This window comes from Pseudomonas sp. D1HM (assembly GCF_019266105.1).
GTDB lineage: Bacteria > Pseudomonadota > Gammaproteobacteria > Pseudomonadales > Pseudomonadaceae > Aquipseudomonas > Aquipseudomonas taetrolens.
This window is the reverse complement of sequence record NZ_LRMN01000003.1, coordinates 653,051-679,967: the sequence shown is the minus strand read 5'-3', so window position 1 is coordinate 679,967 and position 26,917 is coordinate 653,051. Positions and strand designations below refer to the sequence as shown.

Below are 26,917 nucleotides of genomic sequence, written 5' to 3'. Positions count from 1 at the left end.
TGTTTTTGTGCCGAGAAAAGTCTTCCTCAGCGCTTGAGGTGTAGGGCAGTCATGGTCTGCTGTTAATCACGGCACTGCCCGCACTTTTTTCGAATGCAAAAAAACCACCGGGCAGGTTAATGCTCGTCAGTTAAGGGAAAAAGTTATCTGCAGGAGCGAGCTTGCTCGCGATGGTTTCCAAAACGCTACGTTTATCCATCGAGCACACGCGTTCTCATTAACGACTATCGCGAGCAAGCTCGCTCCTGCAGGTGGTTGTCCACTGCAATTTTGGGGTGTCGGTTAACCTGGCCGACTGCGCCGCCCCGAAAGTCTTGCAAATAGACACAGTTATTTTGTAGTCCGCGCACTAGAATAGGTGCAGTCATTTTTGAGCCAGAGACTCTTTTTATGCCAGATCCGGTTGGCCCCCACGGGGTGTCAGATTTACCGCTGGACGAGTTAGTGGCCTGCCATGAGTGCGATTTGTTGATGCGTAAGCCGCATCTCGCGCTTGGTGAGAAAGCCCAATGTCCGCGTTGCGGCTATGAGCTCTTTGCTCATGGCCACAAGGTCGTGCAACGAAGCCTCGCGCTTGTTCTGGCCGCATTGCTGCTCTACGTGCCCGCTAACTTCTTACCCATCATGCAGCTCAGTTTGTTAGGCCAAACGTCGCAGGACACGGTCTGGAGTGGTGTGCTCGGTTTATTCAATACCGGTATGCAAGGCATCGCCGTAGTCGTCTTTCTGTGCAGCATGGGTATTCCGCTGCTCAAGTTACTGTGTCAGCTTGCAGTGTTATTGAGCATTCGCTGGAACATTGGACGCAGTTACGGTCTGTTGATCTACCGTGTTTATCACCACCTGCGGGATTGGGGCATGCTTGAGGTGTACCTGATGGGCGTCCTGGTGGCGATTGTAAAACTGGCCGACATGGCCGAGCTGAGCGTGGGGTTGGGCCTGACCTGTTTTGTCAGCATGCTGCTGGTTCAGGTCTGGCTTGAGGTGGTCATGTCACCTCATCAGATTTGGCAGGCACTGTCCGGAGAAGATATTCATGCGGGCGATTGATGCGGGCATATTGGTGTGTGGAGAGTGCCACCAATTGAACAAGCAGGACCCTGACGCAGGCGAGCAAACCTGTACCCGTTGCGGAGCCTTGGTACATGCCCGACGTCCCGACAGCCTGATGCGCACGTGGGCATTACTGCTGACAGCCGCCATTCTTTATATTCCGGCCAATCTGCTGCCAATCATGACGATCAATTCGTTAGGGCAGGGAGCTCCCAGCACCATCATGGCGGGTGTGATTGAATTGGTGCAGCACGGCATGATCCCGATTGCAGCCGTTGTGTTTATTGCGAGTATTCTGGTGCCGACCTTCAAGCTGGTAGGAATTGCCTTGTTGCTGTTTTCAGTGCAGCGCCGGCAGCCACTTTCAGCGCAGCAACGGATTGTCATGTACCGGTTTATTGAGTTCATTGGCCGCTGGTCAATGCTGGATATTTTTGTCATCGCCATTCTGGTGGCCTTGGTGAATTTTGGACGAATAGCCAGCGTCGAGGCCAATCTTGGCGCGGTGGCCTTTGCCAGTGTGGTGGTATTAACGATGCTTGCAGCTGTAACTTTCGATCCCCGACTGATTTGGGATAACACGGAGTCGGATGACGACCATGAGTGACTTGCCTACTGCTAAAACCCGTCCGGCTTCCAACTGGTCGGCTATCTGGATCCTCCCGCTGATTGCACTGATTATTGGTGGCTGGCTGGGATGGCGTGCCTACAGCCAAACAGGGATTGATATCCAGGTGCGCTTTGAAAGTGGCGAAGGCATCGTCGCCAACAAAACCGAAGTGGTTTACAAGGGCATGCCGGTGGGCAAGGTCAAGACCTTGGCTCTGGATGAGGACGGCCCCAGCAAAGGGGTGATTGCCACCGTCGAGATGAATAAGGACGTTGAGCAATACCTCAAGACCAATACCCGCTTCTGGCTGGTCAAGCCCAGTGTTTCACTGGCCGGGATCACGGGGCTTGAAACACTGGTTTCCGGTAATTACATAGCCGTGAGCCCTTCCGATGGTGAATCTGCGCGCAAGTTCAAGGCGCTGTCCCAAGAGCCACCATTGCCAGATGACAAGCCCGGGTTGCACCTTACGCTCAAGGCTGAACGCCTCGGCTCGCTGAACCGGGGCAGTCCTGTGTTCTATAAGCAAATCCAGGTGGGGCAGATCAAGAGCTACGTTCTTTCGGAAGATCAGAGTACGGTCGAGATCAAAGTCTTTGTTGAACCGACGTATGCCAATCTGGTGCGTAAACATACGCGTTTCTGGAATGCCAGTGGCATCAGCATCGACGCCAACCTGTCAGGTGTGAAACTGCGCAGTGAATCGCTGGCCAGCATTGTTGCCGGCGGTATTGCCTTCGCCACGCCGGAAAACCGTGCAGACAGTCCGCCTACCGATTCAAGCTTGCCGTTCCGTCTCTATGAAGATTTCGATGACGCTCAGGCCGGGATCAAGGTCAAAGTCAAACTCAGTGACTTTGAAGGTCTGCAAGCGGGCCGTACACCGGTCATGTACAAGGGTATTCAGGTGGGTAGCCTCAAGGCTCTCAAAGTCGACCCGGATCTGACCAGCGCCAGTGCCGAACTGACGCTTGACCCATTGGCCGAAGACTACCTGGTCCAGGGCACACAGTTCTGGGTGGTCAAGCCGTCCATCTCGCTGGCTGGTATTACCGGTCTTGAGGCTTTGGTCAAAGGCAACTACATTGCGATCCGTCCGGGCGACAAAGGCAGTACGCCCGAGCGCGAGTTCGTTGCCCGGCCAAAAGCACCGCCGCTGGACCTGCGTTCACCGGGGCTGCATATGGTGCTCTTCACTGACAACCTGGGTTCCCTGGATGTTGGCAGCCCGATTCTCTACAAGCAGGTTAAAGTCGGCTCGGTACAGAGCTACCAGTTCTCCCGCACCAAGAAGCAGCTGGTCATTGGCGTGCATATCGAGAAGGAATACGAAAACCTGGTCAATGCCTCGACCCGCTTCTGGAATGCCAGCGGTATTACGCTCAGCGGTGGGTTGACCGGCGGCATCCAGGTCAAAAGCGAATCCCTGCAAAGCCTTATGGCCGGCGGTATTGCATTTGAAACGCTGGAAGAAAAAGCGCCGTTGCAAAAACGTATCCCGCGCTTTCGCTTGTTCACTGACCGCGACGCAGCCATGCAGCAGGGCGTGAACGTCAACATCAAAGTATCCCGCGCCGATGGTTTGCGCACGGGTACCCCGATTCGTTTCAAGGGACTGGATGTTGGCAAGATTGAGAGTATCGATCTGAGCGATGATCTGCAGTCGGTCATGCTCAAGGCCCGGATTACAGAAGTGCCTGAGCGGATTGCACGGGTAGGCAGCCAGTTCTGGGTGGTCAAGCCTGAGCTGGGCTTGATGAAAACCGCGAACCTCGAAACGTTGGTGACGGGTCAATACATTGAAGTGCAGCCCGCAGCTAAGCAGTTGGGCCCGCAGACTAATTTTGTTGCCCTCAATCAAGCGCCGGAAGCTGCGGTTTCTCAAGCTGGCTTGAGCCTGGTGTTGAGTGCTGCCCGTCGCGGCTCACTCAAGGAGGGCGTACCTGTGACCTACCGTGAAGTGACCGTGGGCAAGGTCACCGGTTATGAGCTGGGTAGCACTGCCGATCGCGTATTGGTGCATATTTTGATCGAGCCGCGTTATGCACCGTTGGTGCGCAGCGGAAGCCGCTTCTGGAACAGCAGCGGCTTTGGTGTCGACTTTGGCCTGTTCAAAGGCGCAACGATCCGTACCGAGTCTCTGGAAACCCTGGTGCAGGGCGGTATTGCTTTCGCCACGCCGGATGACGGCAGAATGGGTAATAAGGCACTCCCGGAGCAAACCTTCCCGTTGTTCGACAAGTTCGAGGACGAGTGGCTGCAATGGGCGCCAAAAATCCAGATCGGTAAATGACGTTCGAATAATCGACCTGCGACCCACCAAAAAACCGCGATCAATGATCGCGGTTTTTTTATGGGCGCAGCCTGACTTTCAATCGTGGGCGATCTTGATGACCACTTTGCCAAACGCGCCTCTGGCCAGATGTTCATACGCCTGGCGAGCTTGGTCGAATGGGTATACGTGGTCGATCACGGGACGAATGTTGTGCTCATTCAAGAATGCGTTCATGCGGTCAAACGAAGAGCGGGGAGCAACGGCAATGCCACGCAAGGTGGTTTGCCGGAAGATCAGAGGCATCAAGTTCAATGCAGAGGTTTGCCCGGTCAGAAAGCCGATCTGTGCGATGCGGCCACCGGCCTTGGTCGCTGCAACCGATTGGTTAATGCCGTCGCCGCCTGCGACGTCCAGCAGCAGATCTACCCCTTTGCCATCCGTCAGCCTCAGCACTTCTTCGGACCATTGCGGGTGGCTGCGATAATTCACTCCCGCCACAGCTCCGAGCTTTTTCACCGCCTGCAGATTCTCATCCTGACTTGAAGTGACAATAACCTTGGCGCCCAGCGCAGTCGCAATCTGTGCCGCAAAAACGGATACGCCACCGGTGCCCTGGACCAAAACGGTTTGTCCGGCCTCGATCTGACCAAAATCCACGAGCGCATACCAGGCGGTCAGTGCTGCAATGGGAAGGGTTGAGGCTTCTTCATCCGACATGTTGTCAGGGGCGCGTACTGCACTGTCCTCATGGATGATCATGTATTGCGCAAGACCTCCCGGTAAGGGAGAGCCGAAGCAGTAATCGGGCTCATCCGGTCCAGGCATGCCATCCAGCCAGCGGGAATAGAGATGAGAGTTGACGCGGTCGCCGATGGCGAAGCGGCTGACACCCTCGCCGGTTGCCACTACCGTGCCGGCGGCATCACTTACCGGAATCAATGGCTTGGGGACCTTATGTGGCTCATAGATGCCATCGACGATGGCTTTGTCACGGAAGTTCAGTGAGACCGCGCCCACTTTGACCAGTAACTCTCCTGGCTTGGGTACAGGGGTTTCAGTCTCTTCCTGCACCAGGTTATCCAGCCCGAAATCTTTAAGAAGCCATGCTTTCATGTTCTCTCTCCAGCAATGTTGTGAAGGTGTGCAGATGGAGCGAAGGGGCTCCTCCTTTGCGTTGGGAGAGATTGTTCATGGATCGCACGTTCGGATAAATGGGCAAAAACCTACAGGATTGTTACTCTTTGGAGTAACAATAAACCCATTGCAACGCTTATCCAGGAGCAAGCCCATGGAGCTTTTACAGTCGATGCAGGTATTCGCCAAGCTGGCGGAACTGGGCAGTTTTACTAAAGTTGCCGAGTCTATGCAGACTGGACGGCCGCATATCACGCGTACGATTCAGGACCTGGAGGCATCGCTGGGCGTTCGTCTGTTTCAGCGCACCACGCGCACGGTAAAACTCACGACTGAAGGCGAGCAATTTTACGAGCGTGTGAAAGTCATTCTGGCAACGATTGCAGACACCACCTCCATGTTTCATCGCGATGGTTCCACCTTGCGCGGCAGACTTCGAATTGATATCCCCACCGCATTTGCCCAGCGCAGCTTCATGGCCAGCCTGAGGGGCTTCAACCAGGCCTTCCCTGAAATTGAGCTGGCCCTTGGAGTGACCGACCGTACGGTTGATCTGGTGGCTGAAGGCATTGATTGTGCGCTGCGCATTGGCGAGCTCCCGGACTCCAGCCTGGTGGCGAGAGAAATAGGCACCGCCATCATGGTGACGTGTGCATCGCCGGATTATCTACAGGCGAACGGTGCGCCTGAAACTCTGGCGGATCTGGCAGGCCATAGTTGTGTGCGCTTTCTTTCCGGGAAAAATAACAGGCCGTTGCTGTGGCATTTCTCGGTGGCGGGGGAAGACCAGCCGTATATGCCTCAGGGCGGGATCACGGTGAACGAGTCCCATGCTTATGTGGAGTGTGGCCTTGCAGGTTTCGGTCTGTTTCAGGCTCCGGGCATCACCGTGGGCAAGCTTCTGGACAGTGGGCAACTGGTTGAGGTGCTCAGGGCATTTCGTCCGCAACCTCGCCCTGTGTCGGTGCTCTACCCAAGTCGAACCCACCTGGCACCTCAGGTCGATGCATTTGTGAGGTGGTTGCAGGTGCATTTTCCGGCATTACACCCGCATTGGTTCCTTCCGCGTTAAATAGTTCAGGGGAGGTGTGACGGTCATATTTCTCGCGTCATCTTCCCCGCATTTGACACCTCTCATTGATATTTCTGAAGTTCGGATAATTCCTACACGTCATTTTAAAGTTCGCAGTTATGTTCTTAAGGGTTTCGCCGCTGGCGCAGATTAAATACTCACCGTGTTGAGGGTTTATGTTTATTGCGCACTCACAGTGGCCAAACTCAAGTGGACTAAATGCTCGCAACGTCAGGGAAGACTTTTAAATGTGTGTGCTGTGAGTGCCGTTGTTATCGGCGCGTATGGCGGCTCACTTTTGAATGATGGCTGCGCTGTACTTTTAAATACTTATATAGGAAAACTCTGATGAAGTTTGCAATGAAATCCGCGTTGGTTTCCATGATCTTGCTCGCGAGCACGGCGTCGGCTGTGCATGCCGCAGGCGCCGGTTCAGGTGTGATCACGTTTGAAGGGGCCATTATTGAAGCTGCGTGCTCGATCAGTCCTGAGAGTGTCGATCAGACTGTCGGGCTGGGCCAGGTTGCCAAATCGGAACTGGAGGCAGGGGGTACGGGCAACCCTGAACCCTTCTACATCAAGCTTGTGGGCTGCGATACGAGCACGCTGAACACCGTCACCAGCACCTTCACCGGTGCCGAATCGGTAGCCGTTCCGGGAGCGTTGGGGATTGTCGGCACTGCAAGCGGTGCAGGCATCATGATGCGTGACGGCACCGGCGCTCAAATTGTATTGGGCACGGCGACCAGGCCGCAAAGTCTTCAGGACGGTGATAACACGTTGTCCTTTGGTGCCTACTTGCAAGGTAGCGCTGCGGGTACTGTTACCCCGGGCAAGTTCACGGCGGTTACTAACTTCTCATTGGCTTATCAATAAGTCGTTGCCCTGTCACTGCCAAGTGGCAGGGCACTTATGGGGACTCTTTAGCGTGAATGCACTGACCACTTGGGCTGTCACTTCCTCGCTTGCACTATTGCCTGTTTCGTTGACGACTGTTCTGGCGGCTGACCAAGGCAGTGGCGTTGTTATATTGGGCGGGCAAATCGTTGATACGGCGTGTGCACTGGAAACTGAAAGTGCATATCAGCTTATTGAAATGGACCCCACGCCCGTGGGTCGGCTCGTCCGTGAAGGTGAGAGTAATCCGCATCCATTCACACTGCGATTAGTCAGGTGTTCACTCACCCGGACAAACCCCAACCAGTCCGATGAGAAGCTGCCGGACTGGCAGCATGTCAGAGTGACTTTCGATGGGATGACCGATCGCGAAGGGCGCTCGTTTGCAGCCTTCGGCTCTTCGCAAGGGGTGGCCCTGCTCATCACCGATGCCGCTGGGCGAGAAAGCATGCCGGGTGTGCCAATGCCGCTGACACCGGTTGCCGGCAACCATCAAGTACTCCATTACACCCTCCGTCTGGTCGGCAATGACCGCCCCGTGTCTGTGGGCACTCACCGCGCTGCGGTGCGTTTCAGGCTGGAGTATTTCTGAATGCATGGGCTGTTTACTTCGCTGGACGCGCCTTCGTTCAACGCGTTGCTGCGTCGCTGTTTATTCATTGGGCTGACCTCGGTGGCCGGCAGTGCATTAGCCGCGGCAGAGATCCAGTTCAATACCGATATTCTCGATCTGAATGACCGAAACAATATCGACCTGTCTCAATTTTCCCGAAGTGGTTTCATCCTGCCCGGCACTTACTCCATGGCCGTGGAAATCAACGCGCAAACCCTTCCAGAACAGAAAGTGGCTTTTCATCCTCCGGATGATGATCCCAAAGGCAGTGAAGCGTGCCTGTCCCCCGAGCTGGCGGCGCAATTGGGGCTCAAAGACGAGAAGGCTGCCGCGCTGGACTGGTGGCGGGGCGGGGAGTGTCTGAATATCAGCAGCCTGCCCGGCATGGAAGTCACGGGCGATTTGAGTACTTCCACGCTCTATGTCTCTGTACCCCAGGCGTACTTGCAGTACACCGCTGCGAACTGGGACCCGCCTGCGCGCTGGGATGAAGGTGTCCCGGGACTGTTGCTGGATTACAACCTTACCGCACAGTCGATTCATGACAGGGACGGCTCGTCGCGTAACGATATCAGTGGTAACGGCAGCCTGGGCGCCAATCTGGGGCCCTGGCGTTTGCGGGCTGACTGGCAAGGGCGCGCCGATGATGAGTCGGTGAACCGCCAGCGTTCGCTGGAGTGGAGTCGCATTTATGCCTATCGCGCCTTGCCGGCACTGCAGGCGCGATTGACGCTGGGTGAGGATTATCTGTATTCCGACCTGTTCGACAGTTTTCGCTTTACCGGTGCCTCGCTCAACTCCGATGACAGCCAATTACCGCCTAACTTGCGCGGTTACGCCCCGGAGGTGGTGGGTGTGGCCAAAACCAATGCCAGAGTCATCATCAGCCAGCAGGGACGTGTGCTGTATAGCGCTCTGGTGGCGGCCGGACCGTTTCGGATTCAGGATCTGAATGACGCGGTCAGCGGTTCGCTGGATGTGCGAATTGAGGAGCAAGACGGCTCGGTCCAGACCTTCAAGGTCGAGTCTGCCAGTGTCCCCTATCTGACGCGTCCCGGGTCGGTGCGTTACAAACTGGCTGCCGGACGCCCGTCCAGGCTTCACAACGGCAGCGCAGGCAGCGTCTTTGGCACCGGTGAATTCTCATGGGGCATCAGCAACGGTTGGTCCCTGTATGGCGGTGGCATTACCGACAACCATTACCGGGCACTGTCCATGGGCATTGGTCGCGATCTGCTGGCCTTCGGTGCGGTGTCTTTCGATGTTACGCGGGCCCGTACCGAGCTGCGGGATGAAACGCTGTCGGGCAATTCCTATCGCCTCAGTTATTCGAAAACCTTCGCCGAGTTCGACAGCCAGGTCACCTTTGCCGGTTACCGCTTTTCCGAAAAAGATTTTCTGAGCATGAGCGAGTACCTGGACGCGAGTATTTCCCCGGGCCCCGTAGGCGGTAGCAAGTCGCTGTACTCGGCGACGTTCAATAAGCAGTTCAGGGACGCCGGGCTATCCATTTATTTGAACTACAGCAACCAGTCCTATTGGGACCGGCCGGACAGCGAGCGGTGGAATCTGTCGCTGGCGCGTTACTTCGATGTGGGGTCGGTGAAGAACATGAGCCTCTCGCTGAATCTGTTCCGCAATCAGGAGCGCGACCAGTCAAACAGCAATGGGGTGTACGTGTCCCTCAGCCTGCCGTTGGGCCGCTCCGGCACGCTGACCACTGGCGCCAGTCGGGCTCAGAACAAAAACAGTTATTCCGCCCGTTTCAGCGACCGCATCGATGAGCGAAACAACTATCAGCTTGCAGCCAGTGATAACTCGGTCAGCGGTTACCTGAGCCATGTCGGTGACAGCGCGGATGTCGATGTCAGTGCCAGTGTCGAAAAAGGCAATCACCGCAGTTTCAGCCTGTCTGCCCGTGGCGGTGGCACGTTGACGTCCAGCGGCGGGGCCTTTCACCGCAGCGGCAGCATGGGCGGTACGCGCCTGATGGTGGATACCGGCGGTGTTCCCGATGTGCCCGTTCGCGGTCATGGCTCACCGACCCGCACGAATGCCTTCGGCAAGGCGGTGATTTCGGACCTCAGCAGTTATTTGCGCACGGCGGCCAGTGTTGATCTGGAGAACTTGCCAGCCAACGTCGAAGCGACCCGCTCGGTGACGCAACTGACACTCACCGAAGGCGCTATCGGCTATCGCACGCTGGATGTGATTGCCGGCGAAAAGGCCATGGCCGTGCTGCGTTTGCCTGACGGCAGCGCTCCACCGTTTGGCGCTACGGTGAAAAACACCCGGCAGCAGGAAACCGGGATCGTTAATGACGCTGGCAGTGTGTACCTGAGCGGTATTCAGCCCGGCGACCGCATGACCGTCAGTTGGGGAGGTTCCGAGCGCTGTGACATCAGGCTGCCGGCTGCCCTGCCTGCAGACGGGCTGACGTCGACCCTGGATCTGCTTTGCCACGCAGTCAGCACGGATAACGCGCAATCGGCCCCTGCCTCAACACACATGCCTGATGATATGGAGAAAAAATCCTCATGACCCTGAATGCACGTCTTACGCCGCTGGCTTTCGCTTTTGTCGCGTTGTGCCTGGCCAACAATGCCAAGGGCGCGATTGGCCTGGACCGAACCCGTGTGATTTTTGAGGGCGGCAAGGAGGCTGTCAGCATGAACATCACCAACAACAACACCCAGTTGCCTTATCTGGCCCAAGGCTGGATTGAAGATGAGCAGGGCAAAAAGATCATCAGCCCGCTGGCGGTGCTCCCGCCGGTTCAACGCCTGGAGCCGGGCAAGAACAGCCAGGTCAAGGTGCAGGCGCTGCCCGCGGCCAAATTGCTCGCCCAGGACCGAGAGACGGTTTACTACTTCAATCTGCGAGAAATTCCTCCGCGCAGTGATAAGGCCAATACGCTGCAAATTGCGCTGCAAACGCGGATAAAACTGTTCTATCGACCGGCCTCGATCGTCCCGAGCCAGCAGGAGCTCGCCAATCCCTGGCAGGAGAAACTGACGCTGACCCGCCGGGGTGATCACTATCAGGTGAACAATCCGACTCCGTACTTCATCACGCTGGTGGATGCCCGCAGTGCCCGGGACGCTAAAACCGCCGCCGACTTCGAGCCCTTGATGGTTCCGCCCAAAGGCTCACTGAAACTGGGGCCGAGCGCAGCCGCGCTGGGTGCAACACCGTACCTCACCTATGTAAACGATTACGGCGGACGCCCTACGCTGGCGTTCAGCTGCAGTGGCAACGATTGCAAGGTCGACCTCAATGCTTCTGCGCGCAATGAGTAACGGGTGCTGCGGGAGAACATCATGAAAACCTGTGTTGTTAGCGCTTGCGTTTGCCTGTTTGCGCTCTTGACCGACTCACGGGCACATGCCGAAGAGGATCCGGTGGTGAGCCAGAGCGGCGTACTGGAGATCTCCGGCTCACTGCAGCATGCGCCCTGTGTATTGAACATGGCCTCGGCCTATCAAACGGTTGAGCTCGGTAATGTCGCGCGCAGCCATTTGCAACAGGCGGGCGACAGGGCGCCACCGGTGACCTTCCAACTGCGCTTTATGGATTGCCGCCGCATCGCCGGCAGCCTGCGCAATGAGCGAACCGGGACATTGGTCTGGAGCCGCTATGAACCGGTGTTGTCAGTGGCGTTCATCGCGCCTGCCGATGCGGATGACCCGCGCCTGATCAAAGTGCAAGGGGTGAGCGGGATGGGGTTGCGCCTGACGGATCCACTGGGGCGTGATGCCCGTCTGGGGCAGGGCGGAGAACCGTTGTTCCTGGCCCATGGCAGCGACACCCTGACCTGGCACGTCCAGCCCACCCGTACGTCCGCACCGCTGACCAATGGCCCGTTCCGGGCCGTCGTGGATTTCAGGCTCACTTATGACTGAGAACAAGAGAATGCCAACCTCAGGCTTTGGGTTGCTGGTCGCAGTGTGTTGTCTGTGGGGCCCCAATCTGGACGCCAGAGCTGACATTAACCTGACCCTCACTGGCGAGGTCATGGCGCCGCCATCCTGTGTCATCAACGGCGGGAGCACCCTGAATGTGCCGTTTGGGGACAACCTGGTGAAGGACCGGATTGACGGCGTGAACTACCGGCTGGATGTGCCCTACACCGTCAGTTGCAGCAATCAGCCATCGAATGCCATGCACCTGACGCTGAAAGGTACGGGGGCTACCTTCGAGCCGACAGCATTGTCGACGACCAATCGCGACCTGGGGATCAGGCTGTATATCGACGGGGTGGTCTGGCCGATCAATACAGCGGCGGCTTTCAGCTACCCGACCTTGCCCTTCATGGAGGCCGTACCAGTGCGGCGGCCACGACCGAGGCTGGACACCGGTAGCTTTTCGGCGACCGCCACACTGCTGGTCGAACTGCAATGAGCCCCTTTCCTGCGGATATGAAAAGTGAATGTTATGAAGAGCTATCTCACGCGGGGCCTGCCACTGGCCGGGGCCCTGTTGCTGGCGGTGACGCCGATGGCAGGCGCCTGGAACCTGGTCAGCAAGATCAACGCCGATGCCCGTCAGATGCCTGGAGGGCCCACCACTCAAGTAGTGGCTTCAGGCACCGCGAGCGCGTACGACAACGGTAAGCCTGACCAGTATTCAGGCCGGGTTCACTGTGGAGGCGCTGCCAGTTGTTTGTTCGGGCCGCTTTCCTACACCAAGCTGACCGCCGGTTATCCCGCTATATCACCCATGGGCTGTATATCGTGGACCCGTGATTGCTGGGCGAATGGCGGGGTTGATACCAATGTCATGGTGAGCAACGGTATTACGTTCGATCAGGCGATCAGAGCCTGGGTGAACAAGTTCGGATCTAGCGTGACGAGAAGCTATGGTTATGCCTACACCGTACAGCCTGGATGGGTCGCTGAGGTGTGCGGGGCCTGGTCCACTTACGGCAGGGGCTTTTATGGGTTGGTTCCGGGCTCGGTCTCGTGTGTCCCGGGAACGATCCCGGCCAATCAGTGTACGGTCTCCGGGGCAACCGTGATCCTGAATTACGGACCGTTGAAGCTCGGAGCAATCAATGGTGTGAAAAAAGAGACCACTCGAGCGGTAACGTGCGCGCGTAGCGCTGCGGTCCGTTACCAGGTGTCGGTAGGGAACCCGTTCGCCATTGGCAACGGCATCGACAGCCTGATTACGGTGAACGGGGTCAGGGCGGGCGAGCTGATCAACCTGCCGTCTGGTACCTCGGTCCTGAGGATTGCTTCCACGCTGACCGACAAGGGTGCGCAAACGGGACGCTTCTCAAAAACAGTGGTGTTGATCCAGAGTTTTATGTGATCAGCCTGGATCCGGGGCAGGCCGCTTGCCCCGGAGCCAGGCCTCATGTCCGATGCCGCTCAAGCGCATCCAGCACCTGCTCCATTGCCGTGTATTGCTCGTCGACACGCTTGGCCAGCTGTCTCCAGTCAGGCGCCAGACAACCCTGTTCAAGGTCTTCGCAACACTGGGCCAGATGCCTGGCCTTGATCATTCGTGCGCCACTTTTTACCTTGTGCGCTACTTCGCTCAAGCCTGGCAAGTCATGTCGGGTGAAGGCGTTCAATAAGGCTTCCATGTCGTCCTTCATGCAGGTGAGCAACGGCTCGATCATACGTTCCAGGGCACAGGTATCGCCCCCGGTCAGTCGCTCCAGGGCCTCGAGATTGATCAGCTTGTCCGAGCCCTCAAGTTCCAGATCGTCAGCCAGATGGACGGGGGTCAGGTCTGCTGAAGCCAGTCGGGTTTGTAAATGGTGCAGGCTGATGGGCTTGAACAGGCAATCGTTCATCCCCGCCGCGAGGCAGCGTTCGACTTCGCCGGTCTGGGCGTTTGCGGTAAAACCGACGATCAGTACCGGCGGGGAACCACTGGCGGCTTCCTCGGCGCGAATGGTGCGGGTCAGTTCATAACCATCCACCACCGGCATTGCACAGTCGGTCATGATCATGTCAAAGCGCTGCGCCCTCCAGACCTTCAGCGCTTGCGCGCCTTCGTGGGCTTCGACCGCGGTATGCCCTAAAAAACTCAGTTGTTGGGTCAACAGCCGTCGATTGGGCGGGTAGTCATCGACCACCAGCACTTTCAGCGTACGGAGCTGGCCCGGCGATACGTTATCAGGCACGGCAGCCGGTACCGGGGAAAGCAAGGTCACGATATCAAGCCGCATGATGATGCGTGTGCCTTTGCCCAGCGTGCTATCAAGACTCAGGGTGCCGCCCATCATTTCGCACAGCCGGCGACTGATCATCAGCCCCAGGCCTGAGCCGGCGGATGCCTTGCTGGGTGTATTGACCTGAGAGAACGGGCTGAACAGGCGCTGCTGGTCCTCTTCGGAAATACCGATCCCTGTGTCTTCGACCTGCACGCAAACCTGCAAGCGCTCACCATCCCTGGAACCCTTGGCACGTACGCTCAAACGCACGTGACCGCATTCGGTGAACTTGATGGCATTGCTCATGAGGTTCGACAGAATCTGTCTGAAGCGCACAGGGTCGATCAGGACGTCGGTATTGATCCTGGGGTCCAGCTCAAAGCTCATCAACAAACCTTTTTGCTCCGCCATCGCTTCGAACACCCGTGCGGTGGACTCCACCAGCTTCATCAAATGAGTGCGTTGCTGATTAAGTGGCATGCGGCCGGACTCGATCTGGGTAATGTCCAGAATGTCACCGATCAGTTCCAGCAACCCATGGGCGGCGTCCCAGGCCACGCCAATGCAGGCACTGTCGGCGATGCCTTGTTCGGCCTTTTTCATCGCCAGCTCCAGCATGCCGATCACGGCATTCATTGGCGTACGAATTTCATGGCTCATGGTGGTCAGGAAATCGCTTTTGGCCAGGCTGGCCTGGTCGGCATGGTTTTTGGCCTCCTGCAACTGCTCGAGCAACTGCTGGCGCTCGCTGATATCAATCCAGCCACCCGTAATGCCGACCACGCTGTCATCGCTGCCGCGGTAGGGCAGGGCCCAGTCGTAGATGGTCAACACAGATCCGTCTGGTAACACCATCTGGTGATCACGTAGCAGTGGCTGGCCTTCCTCCATCACCTTCATGTAAGCCGCGTGATTTGCCATGTTTTGCTGCGCCGAGGCGAACGTGCACTCCAGCAGGGTTTTACCCAGCACCGATTCGCGGGTGACCCCGAAGGTGTTCAGGTAACCGGCGTTGCAAATCAACAGTCGCCCCTGGCGGTCGCGCACGTAAATAGGATGGGGCGTGCCATCGATCAATGCGCGCATGAACGCCAGTTGGTCACTGAGCGCACGCTCGGCGTTGTCTCGTTTATGAATCAACCGGCGCAGATAAGTGATCCACGCAATGCCCATTAACAGCACCAGCGCCCCGATCAGTGAAATCCGGATAATTGCCCCGCGATTGCGCACCCAGTAGCGGTTATCCAGCACCACTGCGCGGTTCCAGCGGTTGGTCAAAGCGTCCATTTCTTCGGGAGGAATACTCATCAATGCCTTGCCCAGGATGGAGTAGAGCAGTGACGACGGCGCTGCCATCGCCAACGAAAACTGGGCCGGTGTGAGGCCCACCGTGCTGCTGATTTGCAGTTGACCATTGTGCTGCTGCTTGATCAGGTAACGCGCACTGATCAGCGAGTTGATAGCGCCATCGACCTCTCCCGCGGCCAGCATTGCCAGAGCTTGCGCCGAGTTCTTGGCCGCGATCAGCCGCACGCCCGGGTAATGCTCCGTCAGGTACGGGCTTACCGTATTGTCGATGACCAGTGCCACGGGTTTGCCATTGAGTTCATCGAGTGTCCGGGCGCTATCCGGCTGGCGCCGGGTTACCAGCACAAAGGGGGTTGAGAGGTAGGGTTTGGTAAAGCGGAACGTATCTTCGCGACTGCTGCTGGGGGTGAAAGCGGCAATTAGGTCGGCATTCCCTTGCTTGACGGACTCGATCATTTCCGGCACCGACCGGCTGCGCACCAGCTCAAACTTGAGGCCCGTACGCAGGCTGATCTTGCCGAGCAGGTCGGCGGCCAAGCCACTGAAGCCGCCGTGGCTGTCAAAAAAGGTAAAAGGTAGAAAGTCTTCAGTTATGGCCACTTTGAGTCGAGGGTGTTGCTCCAGCCAACGCTGTTCCGAAGGGGAGAACTGCAGGCGGCCACGGTTTTCAAAGTGCATTCCGCTGGCGCCCCAACGACTTGCAATGGCTGAGCGTTCAGTGGAGGGGACGGCCGCCAGCGCGGCGTTGATCAGGCGCAGCAAGCGGGGATTGGGGTGTAATACGGCAAACGAGAAGGCCGGTCCTTCAAGGGATGAAAAGCCCTTGAGGTGAACATTATTCAGGTAATTTTTATTGATCAGGTAATGAGTGCTTATCGAGTCGCCTAAATACATGTCGGCCTGACCGAAAGCCACCGCGCCAATAGCTTCCAGGGTGGAGGCATACAGTTGTACCTCTTTCTCGGGGTACAGCGCCTTGACCACCTCGACCGGTTGATAGTGGTAAAGCATGGCGATTTTCAGCCGGCCGGGGGTGTCATGAGTGATGGCTGTATCGCCTGTGCGTGTGACCAGCACCGATGTGTCGTCTGCATAGGCGGTTGAAAAGGCCAGTTGGGGATCTTGCATCTCATACGCATTGCTCGTGCCCAGCACGTCGATTTCTTTAGTTTTCAGTGCAGCGATTGCCTCGGCACGTGAATCGTAACGACGTACCTTGATTTCGACGTTCAGCAACTGGCTGAGCAGCCCCGCATAATCAGCGGTCAGGCCTTCGAAGTAATCACTGCCGGCCGAGATATCGAAGGGGGCGTAATCGGGGGCAGAGGTTCCCAGGATAAGGGGCCCTTTGTTCGTTAACCATTGACGGTCACCCTCATCCAGCGTGAGTGAAGGCATGCTCGTCTTTGAGCGAGCCAGTAATTGCAGGTTGGCCGGATCGGCATGGCTGAATGATGTCAGCCACACTAACAGCAGCCCAAGAGAGTTGAGGGGGCGAAACAGCCTATTCATTCGATTAGATTGTTGCGTTTGGCAAATTCAGCAAGATAGACGACGGACTTGATATTGAGCTTGGTTAATATGCGGGTTTTATAAGTGCTGACGGTTTTTTCACTCAGTAACATGGCCTCCGAGATTTTTTTGTTGGAGAAGCCTGAGACCAAGTAGTGCAGGGTGCGCAGTTCTCGATCAGACAGCGTTTCGATTAACTGCTGATCATTTTTGTCCTGGCTTTTATGAAGGGGCAGGTTAACGTCCAGGTTACTTAGATAGAGTCGGCCGCTCATCACCATCTGGATGGCTTTGGTCAGTGCTTCGACATCTTCGGTTTTTTCTATAAAACCGATTGCACCCGCCCTTATGCATCGGTCGGCATAAAAGTCTGACCCTTTAGACGTCAGTACCAATACTTTTATGGGCAGCCCCAGGGTATGCAGCCGCTTCAATACTTCAAGCCCGTCCAGCTTGGGCATCGACAGGTCGAGAATGATCAGGTGGGGGACATGGGAGCGTGCCAGATCCAGTGCCGTGGCACCGTTATCGGTTTCTGCTGCGATCTGAAAGTTAGACTTCTCCAGTACAAATCTGACAATGGATCGGATAAAAGGATGATCATCTACAATTAAAGCTTTACGCATGATTACTCCTACAACTTAAAGAGGGCGCTTTGTAGGTCATCGGCTTGAATCATCACGCAAGCGCGAGAGTAAGGCCATTTTTATGGAAGTGATGTTTAGGCTTATAAAGTACCTTTATAAAAGGGGGTTCATAAAACTCCATCGGCATTAAATGGATTTGGGTATCAATGCAGTTGTGTTGTATGAAATGTCCTGTGCAGTACGTACAGGTTATATATAGTCAGGTACTGCACATGAAAAAATCGGTGCAGGGTTCTAATAGGTAGGCTATTAACACTCCTGTATGAATTTAGCCGTTAAATGACCTCGCGAAAGGCGGGTGTTGTACGAATGGGAAGTGTGGCGCTCTTTATTTCTAAAGTGGGTAGGAATTTTCTGAATTTATAGAAATTTTTACAAAAACATTCTGCTATCGGGCGGGGGGGCCTTGGGGCAAGTGCGAAGTGTGACTGACCACGAGATTGCACCCGTAAAAAAGGCCGCGATCACTGATCGCAGCCTTTGGGGTGTAGGCGCCTGTTGCTTAGACTTCGTCCAGTTCCAGCGAGTGGGCCGTAGTGTGTGGATCAGGCTTTATTTCGTCATGGCGACGGATGTACTTCCAGTCGTCTTCATCGATATAAATCCCGTTGGGTCCGCTGCCCCCTTCAAGGTCGATGGCCACATGGGCACAGACTTGCGGCTTCACGCTGGCCAGAATCGGCACAAAGCCCAACTGCAGGCTGGTTTCCAGCAAGGCCGTCTGGTTCTTCTCGTCAATGTCAGCGGCTTCATCCAGGTAGTACGGCAAACGGATACGCCCGGCCTGCTCGCGGTCCATCAAGTGCAGCAACAAATACATGTTGGTCAGCGCCTTGATGGTCATGGTCGTGCCGTTGGAAGCAGCGCCGTCGATGTCGGTATGAATCACCGGCTGGCCGTTGACCTTGGTGATCTCGAACGCCAGTTCGAACAGATCCTTGAGCCCCAGCTGGTTGTGGTTGGCTGCTACCAGACGTGCCAGATACTCCTTGGCTTCTTCGTTCTTGTTGTCCTGCTCGGCGCTCTGGCTGAGGTCGAACACCGACAGCGTCTCGCCTTCTTCATACTGCCCGGCGCTGTGGATAATCTGATCGATATGCTTGAGCGCCTCCTTGTTGGGAGCCAGCACAATGCGGAAACTTTGCAGGTTGGAGACCTGGCGCTTGTTGATCTCGCGGTTGAACAGCGCCAACTGATGCTCAAGGCTGTCGTAGTCACTGCGGATATTGCGCAGCGTACGCGCGATATCGGTCACTGCCGCCCGGCGTGCCTTGCCCAGGGTCAATGCTTCTTCGGTGCGGTGCGCGTAGGCGTTGATCAGCAGCTGCAAACGCCGCTCCATGTCATCTTCGCTGTCGAACTTGGCCACGCCCTTCAAGCGCACTTGCGCGTACAGGGCCTCGATCTGGCCATCGCAGCGCAGCAACCCTTGCCAGCTGTCCTGATAGTCGTTGAGCAGGGGCAGCAGGTTATCCATCGAGTCGTCGACCGGATCCATGAACGGCGTACCGAACGGCAGGTCGGCCGGCAGCAATTGACGGCGGCGCAAGCTGTCATCCAGCGTACGCTGCTTGGCTTCCATGTCACCGATTTGCCGGCCGACCAATTGCAACTTGGCCGACAGTTGCTGGACGCGTTCGGTGAAGGCATCGCTGGAACGTTTCAATTCGTCTTGCGCGGCTTCTGCCTGGGCCAGTTGCTCCAGTTTTTCGCCTTCTTCAGCGCTCAGGGTCTGGCTGCGGCGGAAGTCTTCCAGGGCCTTTTGCGCATCCAGCACCTGTTGATACAGCGACTCGGCTTCGGTCTTGCTCGCGGCGCGATCCGAGGTCACGGCTTGCTGGGTTTTCAACTGCTTGAGTTCTTTTTCCAGGCGATCCTTCTGTTCGCGCAAGGCTGCACGATCCGCCAGTGCCTGCAGGGCCGGAGGCTCAATATGGCTAAGGTCGATGGACAGGCCCGGCGCCTCGAAACGCTCGCCTTTAAATCCGTCGAGGATCAATTCCAGGGATTTGACCCAGGCATCACCGTCATCCAGTGCAATCCCGTGCTCACCCAGCGGCAGGCTGAACAGGGCGCTGTTGAACAGGCGCATCAGGCGTTCGACATCCTGTTGCGAAAACTCTTCGCGCAGGCGGGCGTAGCTGTTGTTGTCGGCATGGTCCAGTTGCTGGCGGACTGATTTCAGGCGTTTTTCCAGATCACGCAGGCGTTCGTCCAGGTCCTCGGCGCTGAACTGTCGCGACTGCGCCAGCGCGCCGGCCAGTTCGTCGTGCGCGTCCTTGGCCGCCAGCAATTGCTGCTCTAGCACCTTCACATCATCGACCAGGGCGAAGCGATGCTTGAGGACCGAGAGCTCACCCAGCCAGCGCTGGATGCCGGTGATTTCCCGTTCCAGACGCATCAGCTCCTGGGTGCTGCTGCGTTGATCGTTTTGCAGCGCATCCTGCTCGTTGCGGTAGTGCTCGGACTGGATCAGCAGCTCTTCCTTGCGCGCGCCGGCGTAGTCCTGCCACGTGCCCAGCAACGAGTCGAGCAGCGGTGACAGGCGATGCAGCTTGCCGCGCAACAGGTCACGCTGGCGCACGCCGGTGGCGAGCGTTTCAACCAGTGGCCCGGCACCGACCAGCGCGTTGTAGTCCTGCTCCATGCGGCGGACATCGCGGAAGGCTTCTTCACAGGCTGCGATGTAGTCGACGCTGCCCGAGCGCAGGCTGTGTTCGAAGGCATCGAGAAACAGCTGCTTGAGCTTGGCTGCCGTGATTTCCCGCATGTGCAGCAGGTTGATAAACAGTGCGCGGAAGGTTTTCAGGCTCTGTTCACTGGTGGAACGCAGCGGGATCAGCGTCAGATCCAGCGGGATCGAGGTATGCCCGCCCACCAGCAAACGCCGCAATTCATCAGGTTTGAGCTCGTAAGCTTTCAGGCCGTGGCGTTCCAGGTTGTTGAACAGCTCCTTCTGGCGCAGACAGGTGTCGTCTTTTTGGTAGTGCGCCAGGTCGAGCTTGCCGGCGTAGGCGAAAAACTGGTGGCCAAAGCCGCCGCCGGGGCCGCGTCCCACGACGCCGATCACATGCGGGCCGTGGGGCAGCGACACCTCGACCAGGATGTAGCTGGTGTCGGAGGCGAAGTAAAAACGCCGAGACTGTTCGAGGCTGTACTTGCCGAAGCTCATGTCGGACATGCGCGCGAGAATCGGAAACTGCAGGGCGTTGATCGAAGCCGATTTGCCGAGGTTATTCGCCCCGTACACCGACAACGGGTGTTCCAGCGGGAATAATCCCAGGCTGTAACCGGCAGTATTCAACAAGGCAAAGCGGCGTATTCCGTAGCGTTCCTGGCTCATGCATCGATCTCCTGTTGCTCAGCGGCAATGGCGCGGGCCAGGGCGGCGTCTTCGTCTTCTTCCTCGGCGTCATCGTCGATCAATACGGGCGTCGGCAACGGCAAGATGCTGTGCAGGCTGGCGGCCAGGTCGCGGTCTTGCTGGACCGACAGACAGACATCCAGAAAGCGGTGCATGGGCGGCAGAAAACGGTACAGGCCGGTCTCTTCGCTGGCAAAACCGAGCTGGGTCATGCGGCGCATGATCTTTTCTTCCAGTTCGTCCTGGGTGGTGACTTCGGCCTGGACAAACAGGTCGCGGTATTTTTCCAGCAGGGCCGGCAACTCGTCACGGCCCAGGCTACCGCCATCGAGCACGGCGATCGGGTCGCGGCCCTGATCGGCCAGATGCTCGACGATGATGAACGTGAACAGTGCCAGGCGTTGCGCGGTCTTGTTGACTTGGGCCGTGGCGGTGTCCGGCACGAAGTAATAGAAACCCCGGGTATCGCACACCAGTTCAAAACCCAGGGCTTTGAACAGCGCCCGATAGGCATCCTGGAAGTTCGACAGTTGGGCGTACAGCTCCGGATCGCGGCGGCTGACGTGATAGCCCTTGAACAACTCACGAAATATCGGGGCCAGCTGGGACAGTTCAGAAAGATCAAGATGCATGGAGAGGGCTCGCAGAAGTCTCGGTCGCGTCTTCGCTGCGCGAAAGCAGAGCGAAGGAGCGCAGGCTGACCAGATGTTCGTGGGTGTGGTAATCGCGGCGTTCAAGACGCTCGCGCACGAAGCGTTTTTCGCGCGACAGTCGGGAGAACCAATACAGTAATTCGTCGGTGTCGCCGTCCGGCTCCTGGGTCAGCAGCCAGTTCATCAAATCCGGGAGGGGCAGGGCATCGCTGCAGCGGTCGAGCATTTCCTTGACCGTGCGCGGGGCTTTGGGGGCCTCGCCTTTTTGGGTTTTGTGAGCTTTGGGGAAGCGCGCTGGTTTGGGTTCGAACCGGGCCAGGGCATACACGTAGGCTTCCACCTGGCTGGCGCTGCCCAAAAAAGTGCTTTGCGGCCGGGTGAACATCGGCATGGACGCTTGCGGCACCGCGTCCAGGCCTTTACGGCGGATTGCCGCTAGGGCCAGGGCCGCGCCCCGGGTCACGGCATTGTGCCGGCGGGCCTCTTCACGCAACGGCAACAACAGCTCACGGGCATGACGCAGGGTCAGCTGGGCGCTGGTCTGCATTTCGAGGATGCGTGCGTGGGTACGCAGCAGCATGTCGTCGTCCACCAGATGGCCGAGACGTTGCTGTTCGCTGAGCATGCGCAGCAGTACATTTTCAACCTTGCGCACGCCTTGTTCGAAAGCACCGTCGGCGTTCACCAGCTGGATCATCGGCTCGACGTATTCGTCCCAGGTCGCAAGGACTTCGGCGTAACGCTGGCGCAAGGGGATCTGCCGATCACTGGTTTTGGCCCGCTCAGCGACAGCGACCAGCGCCTGTTCGTCATTGGCGAGTTTTTTCAGCACATCGCGTACGCGCATATCCAGCAAACGCAGCTGGCGTGCCAGGTCGTTGCCGTCACGAATATCGAAAGCATCCTGGATATAGCCTACCAGACGCTCCAGGTGGCGCAAATAGGCTTCGATTTCCAGGCACAGCCCGAGGCGGTGCTCGCGCCTTAAATACGCCAGAAAGTCGTGGATCTGGGCATTGAGCTCGAAGCGGTTGGGGCTCTTTGCAACCGGCACCAGAATGTCCAGCCGGATCCAGGTGTCGAGCACGCTGGTGATGTCTTGCGGTGTGCTGTCCAACTGATGAGCGGCCAATTGCAGGCGCAGCTCGCTCAGGCTCAAGGTGCCCTGGTCGAAATGTTCACACAAAGGCTCAAGAAGTGCCCAGTGCTCGGCGAGGGCACGTAAAACGCGCTTGGGTTCGATCATGGGAGGGCCGGTCGATTGGCAATGAAAGGCCGCGATTGTACTGCAACGTGCCGTCGAGTCATTACTTGGCGATCAGAGGCCGGATACGTCGAGCAACCGTTTAACCATCAACTGCGGGCGAGAAAGGCAGAAGGGCGGTAGAATCGCGGTTCTCTTTGTTATCCACAGATGGCCGACCCTTGTTGAACGAGTCCCGCCGCCGCGCTTACTTGACTGCCATGCAGGTGGTCAACTGGTTACCGCGCACCGAGTTGCCATTTGCTGCGCCTTCGCGGCCCGAGCTGCTGGTGCTCCCAGAACCGCCCGCTGAGCCCGTGATTACGCGGCCTGTGGTCAAGGCGATGGTTGCGCCGAGTGCACCTGCCGAGCGACCAAAAATCGAAGTGCCCCGACCGTCGGTCACGCCGCGGCCGGCGAGCAAGCCCGCCGTCATGGCCGAGGTAGCCCCCGCCGTGGCGAAAGTGGTCCAGTTGCCACCTCCGCGCTTTGCCTTGCAGTTACTGCGCGCCGGACGTTGCCTGGTGCTGGTGGAGTTACCCACAGGCGGTGCTTTCCAGAGCCGCGATCCGGCCTATTTACTGTTAAAGGACATGCTGCGCGCAGCGGGCCTGCCTGATAGCCCGCAAATCATCGGTGAACCGGTGCGCTGGCCATTGCTGCGGCGTGGCAATGTCGATCAGGGCCCGGAGGCCGCCCGTGAGTTTGTCCAGGGCTTTGTCATGGCACGCCTTGAAGAAGCCGAATGTGCCTGTCTGTGGCTGGTCGGGCTGCCGGCGGTGCGTTTTGCCGGTGAGGCAAATGCTGAAGCCTTCAATCGCGAACTCGAAATCGAAGGGCTGGGCTGCGCTTGGGCGTTGCCGGGCCTGGAACTCTTAATGGATGAGCCACAACGCAAAGCGGATGTGTGGCAAGCCATGCGCCGGCTGATGGCGCGCTGGAAACAAAACGATGAGTGACGCTGTAACCTTCCGCCCGATGATCGAGGCGGACCTTGATGCGGTCTTGAAAGTTGAATACGCCGCTTTCAGCCATCCGTGGACGCGCGGCATTTTTCTCGACGGGCTGGGCAAATACCACATCTGGCTGATGTTCGAAGGTGAGCAGCAAGTGGGGCATGGCGTGGTGCAAATCATCCTTGATGAAGCCCATTTGCTGAACATCACCGTCAAGCCGGAAAGCCAGGGCCGCGGGCTGGGTCTCAAGTTGCTTGAGCAGCTGATGTCGATTGCCTACCAGCACAACGCCCGCGAGTGCTTCCTCGAGCTGCGTGACAGCAACACCGCCGCGTTCAAGTTGTACGAGCGCTATGGCTTCAACGAAATTGGCCGTCGTCGCGATTACTACCCGGCAGTCGGTGGGCGTGAAGATGCCGTGGTCATGGCCTGTACGCTGGTAGATTAACGCCGTGCGTTTCACCCTCCTGCATGAGCACCCTCGCTCCGGCAGGAGGGGCGCAGGTCATTCAGGCTTGCGTCCTACCGGATCAATATCCGCCAGTTCTGCTTCATCCAGCCCTTCACCACCACCGATTTGATCCTCATTCACCACGCTCAGGTCCCAGTCCGCAGGGACGTTACGGCCTTCGGCGGCTTCTTCGGCATCCCGGGCACCGTCTTCAGGGATCAGCATCTCGGGATCGAGATCGTCAGCATTCGAATCTCGCCCCGGCATGGCAGCACCGCTCAAACCCGCATTGCGTGCACGATGGCCTGCGACATGCCGCTCGTGCTCTTCGTCGGTGAACAGATCACTGATGGGCTCGTGTGTTTCATCATCATCAAAGTCCAGCGGTTCCAGGGAGCCCATACGATCTTCGGTATCGTCGATGTCGGCAGGTTGTTGTACTCCATACGGACGACGTGAATCAGCCATGGTAATTCCTCATACTGTGGGGCCTTAATACGGTGGACTGTAGACCCCCCTGAAGATTCCGCCTGTCCGAGTACCGGTTTTGGCATTGGCCCGCGTGACCTCGACCACCGGTCGGTTGTCAAAGGTGCGCATCAACTCTTTGAGGCTAAACCGCATGAACGAACTACAAGATCTGATTGATAACAACGAGCGTTGGGCCGATGCGATCAAGCAGGAAGATCCCGATTTCTTCGCCAAGCTGGCTCGCCAGCAAACGCCGGAATACTTATGGATTGGTTGTTCGGATGCGCGAGTACCGGCCAACGAGATTGTCGGCATGTTGCCCGGTGATCTTTTCGTTCACCGCAATGTGGCCAATGTGGTGTTGCACACCGACCTCAACTGCCTGTCGGTGATCCAGTACGCAGTCGATGTGTTGAAGGTCAAACATATTCTGGTCACCGGCCACTACGGCTGTGGCGGTGTGCGCGCGTCCATGAAAGACCAGCAACTGGGCCTGATTGATGGCTGGCTGCGTTCCATCCGCGATCTGTATTACGAAAATCGCGAAATGCTTGCGCAGCTGCCGACCGAAGAAGAGCGTGTAGACCGTTTGTGTGAACTCAACGTGATCCAGCAAGTGGCTAACGTCGGGCATACCAACATTGTGCAAAATGCCTGGCATCGCGGGCAGAAGCTGTCGGTTCATGGCTGCATTTACGGCATCAAGGACGGTCGCTGGAAAAGCCTGAACACCACCATCAGTGGCCTCGACCAACTGCCACCGCAATACCGCTTGCGGCCTGTTTAAAGTCTCTGCAGGAGCGGGCTTGCTCGCGACCGGGATCACCGCGGGCATTCAGAAACACCGCGTTGATTGCATCGCAAGCCAGCTCGCCCCTACAGGTTTGCTGTTATCGGCTTATGGCATTACCGGGGCCGTATAAGTGAGCGTTGTGCCCAGCGCCCACAGCAAGAACAGCACCAGCGGCGCGTGTACCAGCAGTTGTACAAACGAGAAGCCGATCAAGTCCCGCGCCTTCAACCCCAGCACGCCCAGCAGCGGCAGCATGTAGAACGGGTTGATCAGGTTCGGCAAGGCCTCTGCCGCGTTGTAGATCTGCACTGCCCATCCCAGGTGGTATTCCAGATCATTGGCCACTTGCATCACATAAGGCGCCTCAATGATCCATTTGCCGCCGCCTGACGGAATGAAGAACCCCAGCACCGCCGAATACACACCCATCAGCAACGCATAGGTGTCATGGGAGGCAATCTGCACAAAAAACGTCGAGATGTGATGGGCCAGGGTTTGGGCATCTGAGCCTTTGACCTGAGTCATCAATGCCGCAATCGAGCCATAGAGCGGGAACTGGATCATCACCCCGGTGGTGGTCGGTACGGCTCTGGCCACGGCATCGAGAAAGCTGCGGGGCCGCCAGTGCAGCAGTGCGCCGAGCATCAGGAACAGGAAGTTATAGGTGTTGAGCCCCGAGATCGCGTTGATGGCCGGTTTGGTCGAGAACTCGTGGAACAACCAGCCAGCCGCCAGCAGCACCAGCAGAATGGTCAGAACCGGGCTGTATTCGAGCCACTCACCGGGCCGCGTGCGCTCAGGCAGTTTGGGGGTGCTGAAGCTCGGGTCGACACCACAGGCCGCGGCGTCACGCGCCGAGTCCGGCCCAGGCGCGGTCGCGTAGGCCACGATCAGCGAGACCACCACCAGCGCCCCGAGCAACACGCCGGATTGCCACAGGAAGATGGTTTCAGTAAACGGGATGACCCCGGTGATCGCCAGGATCGAAGGCGGCAAGCTGGCCGGGTTGGCCTGTAACTGTGCGGCCGATGAAGACAACCCCAGAGCCCACACTGCGCCCAGCCCCAGATAGGCTGCGGCACCGGCAGCGCGGTAGTCCATGCGCAGGTTGGTGCGACGGGCAAGTGCCCGCACCAGCAACCCGCCAAAGACCAGTGACAGCCCCCAGTTGAGCAATGACGCGACCATTGAAATCAGCGCCACCCAGCACACTGCCTGGCGACCGTTTTTCGGGACTTTCGCCAGTTTGTCGATCAGTTTTACCGCCGGCGGAGAGCTGGCGACGACATAGCCGCCAATCACCACAAAGGCCATCTGCATGGTGAAGGGGATCAGGCTCCAGAACCCATCACCAAAAGCCATGGCGGCCTCTGTGGGTTTGGCTCCCATTGCCATCGTGGCCAGTGCCACCGTGATCACCGCGACAGCGGCGAACACCCAGGAGTCAGGGAACCAGCGCTCGGCCCAGTTGGAGCAGCGCAGGGCAAAGCGGGCATAACGGCTGGATTCAATCTCAGCGGCCATGGTGCATACCTCGATTTTCTTATGATTATGGTGTCGCCTGTGCGTGACGATTGTTGGTGCAAGGCCCGCGCGGCGACAGCTGGACACCTTAAATCAATCCACAGGGTTTTCCGACGGGTTTTGAGCGGTGGCCGCAAGCAAGTGCCGGGCACGTAATAAAAATCCCCCGTTTTGG

Annotated in this window: 22 protein-coding genes; 14 read left to right on the top strand and 8 right to left on the bottom strand. The window is 57.6% G+C overall.

What is annotated here, in order from left to right:
• Nucleotides 1-390 precede the first annotated feature (390 nt).
• From AWM69_RS06365 to AWM69_RS06355, 3 genes are read left to right on the top strand one after another with little or no spacing between them, the layout of a single operon-like run.
• Nucleotides 391-1,050 (top strand): paraquat-inducible protein A, encoded by a 660-nt coding sequence (locus AWM69_RS06365; RefSeq protein WP_218726002.1) that lies wholly within the window; start codon nt 391-393, stop codon nt 1,048-1,050.
• Entirely contained in the window at nt 1,037-1,660 is a 624-nt protein-coding gene (locus AWM69_RS06360) for a paraquat-inducible protein A (RefSeq protein WP_131655123.1), read from the top strand. Before AWM69_RS06365 ends, AWM69_RS06360 begins: the two co-directional genes overlap by 14 nt.
• Nucleotides 1,653-3,956, top strand: coding sequence for a PqiB family protein (locus tag AWM69_RS06355; protein WP_131655122.1), 2,304 nt, complete (start codon nt 1,653-1,655; stop codon nt 3,954-3,956). Before AWM69_RS06360 ends, AWM69_RS06355 begins: the two co-directional genes overlap by 8 nt.
• 78 nt (nt 3,957-4,034) lie before the next feature.
• On the opposite strand, the gene AWM69_RS06350 is transcribed toward AWM69_RS06355, so the two are convergent.
• A complete protein-coding gene (locus AWM69_RS06350; protein WP_048378473.1) occupies nt 4,035-5,051 on the bottom strand; it encodes an NAD(P)-dependent alcohol dehydrogenase in 1,017 nt (338 codons plus the stop codon).
• A 193-nt stretch (nt 5,052-5,244) separates the two neighbouring features.
• Between AWM69_RS06350 and AWM69_RS06345 the strand changes: the two genes are divergently transcribed.
• The 8 genes from AWM69_RS06345 (at nt 5,245) to AWM69_RS06310 (ending at nt 12,967) form a co-directional block, all read left to right on the top strand.
• Nucleotides 5,245-6,144, top strand: a complete 900-nt coding sequence (locus AWM69_RS06345) for a LysR family transcriptional regulator (protein ID WP_218726025.1) — start codon at nt 5,245-5,247, stop codon at nt 6,142-6,144.
• A 348-nt stretch (nt 6,145-6,492) separates the two neighbouring features.
• Nucleotides 6,493-7,020, top strand: a complete 528-nt coding sequence (locus AWM69_RS06340; RefSeq protein ID WP_218726001.1) for a fimbrial protein — start codon at nt 6,493-6,495, stop codon at nt 7,018-7,020.
• 379 nt (nt 7,021-7,399) lie between these two features.
• Nucleotides 7,400-7,633: a hypothetical protein gene (locus AWM69_RS23020; RefSeq protein WP_306299222.1), complete on the top strand. Its 234-nt coding sequence runs from the start codon at nt 7,400-7,402 to the stop codon at nt 7,631-7,633.
• A complete protein-coding gene (locus tag AWM69_RS06330) occupies nt 7,634-10,195 on the top strand; it encodes an outer membrane usher protein (protein ID WP_218725999.1) in 2,562 nt (853 codons plus the stop codon). It begins immediately after the preceding gene.
• A complete protein-coding gene (locus AWM69_RS06325; RefSeq protein WP_218725998.1) occupies nt 10,192-10,953 on the top strand; it encodes a fimbria/pilus periplasmic chaperone in 762 nt (253 codons plus the stop codon). Before AWM69_RS06330 ends, AWM69_RS06325 begins: the two co-directional genes overlap by 4 nt.
• A gap of 21 nt (nt 10,954-10,974) precedes the next feature.
• Nucleotides 10,975-11,556: a fimbrial protein gene (locus tag AWM69_RS06320; protein ID WP_218725997.1), complete on the top strand. Its 582-nt coding sequence runs from the start codon at nt 10,975-10,977 to the stop codon at nt 11,554-11,556.
• Nucleotides 11,549-12,055 carry a fimbrial protein gene (locus AWM69_RS06315; RefSeq protein WP_256930185.1) on the top strand — a complete coding sequence of 169 codons (507 nt, stop codon included), beginning with the start codon at nt 11,549-11,551 and terminating at the stop codon, nt 12,053-12,055. Before AWM69_RS06320 ends, AWM69_RS06315 begins: the two co-directional genes overlap by 8 nt.
• Before the next feature lie 33 nt (nt 12,056-12,088).
• Nucleotides 12,089-12,967: a hypothetical protein gene (locus tag AWM69_RS06310; protein ID WP_218725995.1), complete on the top strand. Its 879-nt coding sequence runs from the start codon at nt 12,089-12,091 to the stop codon at nt 12,965-12,967.
• A gap of 43 nt (nt 12,968-13,010) precedes the next feature.
• On the opposite strand, the gene AWM69_RS06305 is transcribed toward AWM69_RS06310, so the two are convergent.
• The 5 genes from AWM69_RS06305 to mksB all read right to left on the bottom strand — a co-directional run bounded on the left by AWM69_RS06305 (nt 13,011) and on the right by mksB (nt 22,550).
• Nucleotides 13,011-16,526, bottom strand: coding sequence for a transporter substrate-binding domain-containing protein (locus AWM69_RS06305; RefSeq protein ID WP_256930184.1), 3,516 nt, complete (start codon nt 16,524-16,526; stop codon nt 13,011-13,013).
• Nucleotides 16,527-16,636: 110 nt separating this feature from the next.
• Entirely contained in the window at nt 16,637-17,266 is a 630-nt protein-coding gene (locus tag AWM69_RS06300; RefSeq protein ID WP_218725993.1) for a response regulator transcription factor, read from the bottom strand.
• 523 nt (nt 17,267-17,789) lie between these two features.
• The gene (mksF, locus tag AWM69_RS06295; RefSeq protein WP_218725992.1) at nt 17,790-20,630 is read right to left on the bottom strand and encodes an Mks condensin complex protein MksF; all 2,841 of its coding nucleotides are present in this window, start codon (nt 20,628-20,630) and stop codon (nt 17,790-17,792) included.
• Nucleotides 20,627-21,283: an Mks condensin complex protein MksE gene (mksE, locus tag AWM69_RS06290; protein WP_048378481.1), complete on the bottom strand. Its 657-nt coding sequence runs from the start codon at nt 21,281-21,283 to the stop codon at nt 20,627-20,629. The genes mksF and mksE overlap by 4 nt, the downstream gene beginning before the upstream one ends.
• Entirely contained in the window at nt 21,273-22,550 is a 1,278-nt protein-coding gene (gene mksB, locus AWM69_RS06285) for an Mks condensin complex protein MksB (protein ID WP_218725991.1), read from the bottom strand. Before mksB ends, mksE begins: the two co-directional genes overlap by 11 nt.
• 179 nt (nt 22,551-22,729) lie before the next feature.
• Between mksB and AWM69_RS06280 the strand changes: the two genes are divergently transcribed.
• Complete coding sequence (locus AWM69_RS06280) at nt 22,730-23,506, top strand: SPOR domain-containing protein (protein ID WP_131655112.1); 777 nt, start codon at nt 22,730-22,732, stop codon at nt 23,504-23,506.
• Nucleotides 23,499-23,951, top strand: a complete 453-nt coding sequence (gene rimI / locus AWM69_RS06275) for a ribosomal protein S18-alanine N-acetyltransferase (RefSeq protein ID WP_131655111.1) — start codon at nt 23,499-23,501, stop codon at nt 23,949-23,951. The genes AWM69_RS06280 and rimI overlap by 8 nt, the downstream gene beginning before the upstream one ends.
• 57 nt (nt 23,952-24,008) lie before the next feature.
• Here rimI and AWM69_RS06270 read toward each other — a convergent pair whose 3' ends face one another.
• Nucleotides 24,009-24,422: a serine kinase/phosphatase gene (locus AWM69_RS06270; protein ID WP_131655110.1), complete on the bottom strand. Its 414-nt coding sequence runs from the start codon at nt 24,420-24,422 to the stop codon at nt 24,009-24,011.
• A 154-nt stretch (nt 24,423-24,576) separates the two neighbouring features.
• Here AWM69_RS06270 and can point away from each other — a divergent pair, with 154 nt between their 5' ends.
• The gene (can, locus tag AWM69_RS06265; RefSeq protein ID WP_131655109.1) at nt 24,577-25,212 is read left to right on the top strand and encodes a carbonate dehydratase; all 636 of its coding nucleotides are present in this window, start codon (nt 24,577-24,579) and stop codon (nt 25,210-25,212) included.
• A gap of 111 nt (nt 25,213-25,323) precedes the next feature.
• Here can and AWM69_RS06260 read toward each other — a convergent pair whose 3' ends face one another.
• Nucleotides 25,324-26,742 carry a short-chain fatty acid transporter gene (locus AWM69_RS06260; RefSeq protein WP_131655108.1) on the bottom strand — a complete coding sequence of 473 codons (1,419 nt, stop codon included), beginning with the start codon at nt 26,740-26,742 and terminating at the stop codon, nt 25,324-25,326.
• Nucleotides 26,743-26,917 lie beyond the last annotated feature (175 nt).

Coding starts and splice junctions, on each gene's coding strand:
- AWM69_RS06365 (WP_218726002.1), top strand. CDS start 391: ATGCCAGATCCGGTTGGCCCCCACGGGGTGTCAGATTTACCGCTGGAC.
- AWM69_RS06360 (WP_131655123.1), top strand. CDS start 1,037: ATGCGGGCGATTGATGCGGGCATATTGGTGTGTGGAGAGTGCCACCAA.
- AWM69_RS06355 (WP_131655122.1), top strand. CDS start 1,653: ATGAGTGACTTGCCTACTGCTAAAACCCGTCCGGCTTCCAACTGGTCG.
- AWM69_RS06350 (WP_048378473.1), bottom strand. CDS start 5,051: ATGAAAGCATGGCTTCTTAAAGATTTCGGGCTGGATAACCTGGTGCAG.
- AWM69_RS06345 (WP_218726025.1), top strand. CDS start 5,245: ATGCAGGTATTCGCCAAGCTGGCGGAACTGGGCAGTTTTACTAAAGTT.
- AWM69_RS06340 (WP_218726001.1), top strand. CDS start 6,493: ATGAAGTTTGCAATGAAATCCGCGTTGGTTTCCATGATCTTGCTCGCG.
- AWM69_RS23020 (WP_306299222.1), top strand. CDS start 7,400: ATGACCGATCGCGAAGGGCGCTCGTTTGCAGCCTTCGGCTCTTCGCAA.
- AWM69_RS06330 (WP_218725999.1), top strand. CDS start 7,634: ATGCATGGGCTGTTTACTTCGCTGGACGCGCCTTCGTTCAACGCGTTG.
- AWM69_RS06325 (WP_218725998.1), top strand. CDS start 10,192: ATGACCCTGAATGCACGTCTTACGCCGCTGGCTTTCGCTTTTGTCGCG.
- AWM69_RS06320 (WP_218725997.1), top strand. CDS start 10,975: ATGAAAACCTGTGTTGTTAGCGCTTGCGTTTGCCTGTTTGCGCTCTTG.
- AWM69_RS06315 (WP_256930185.1), top strand. CDS start 11,549: ATGACTGAGAACAAGAGAATGCCAACCTCAGGCTTTGGGTTGCTGGTC.
- AWM69_RS06310 (WP_218725995.1), top strand. CDS start 12,089: ATGAAGAGCTATCTCACGCGGGGCCTGCCACTGGCCGGGGCCCTGTTG.
- AWM69_RS06305 (WP_256930184.1), bottom strand. CDS start 16,526: ATGCCTTCACTCACGCTGGATGAGGGTGACCGTCAATGGTTAACGAAC.
- AWM69_RS06300 (WP_218725993.1), bottom strand. CDS start 17,266: ATGCGTAAAGCTTTAATTGTAGATGATCATCCTTTTATCCGATCCATT.
- mksF (WP_218725992.1), bottom strand. CDS start 20,630: ATGAGCCAGGAACGCTACGGAATACGCCGCTTTGCCTTGTTGAATACT.
- mksE (WP_048378481.1), bottom strand. CDS start 21,283: ATGCATCTTGATCTTTCTGAACTGTCCCAGCTGGCCCCGATATTTCGT.
- mksB (WP_218725991.1), bottom strand. CDS start 22,550: ATGATCGAACCCAAGCGCGTTTTACGTGCCCTCGCCGAGCACTGGGCA.
- rimI (WP_131655111.1), top strand. CDS start 23,499: ATGAGTGACGCTGTAACCTTCCGCCCGATGATCGAGGCGGACCTTGAT.
- AWM69_RS06270 (WP_131655110.1), bottom strand. CDS start 24,422: ATGGCTGATTCACGTCGTCCGTATGGAGTACAACAACCTGCCGACATC.
- can (WP_131655109.1), top strand. CDS start 24,577: ATGAACGAACTACAAGATCTGATTGATAACAACGAGCGTTGGGCCGAT.
- AWM69_RS06260 (WP_131655108.1), bottom strand. CDS start 26,742: ATGGCCGCTGAGATTGAATCCAGCCGTTATGCCCGCTTTGCCCTGCGC.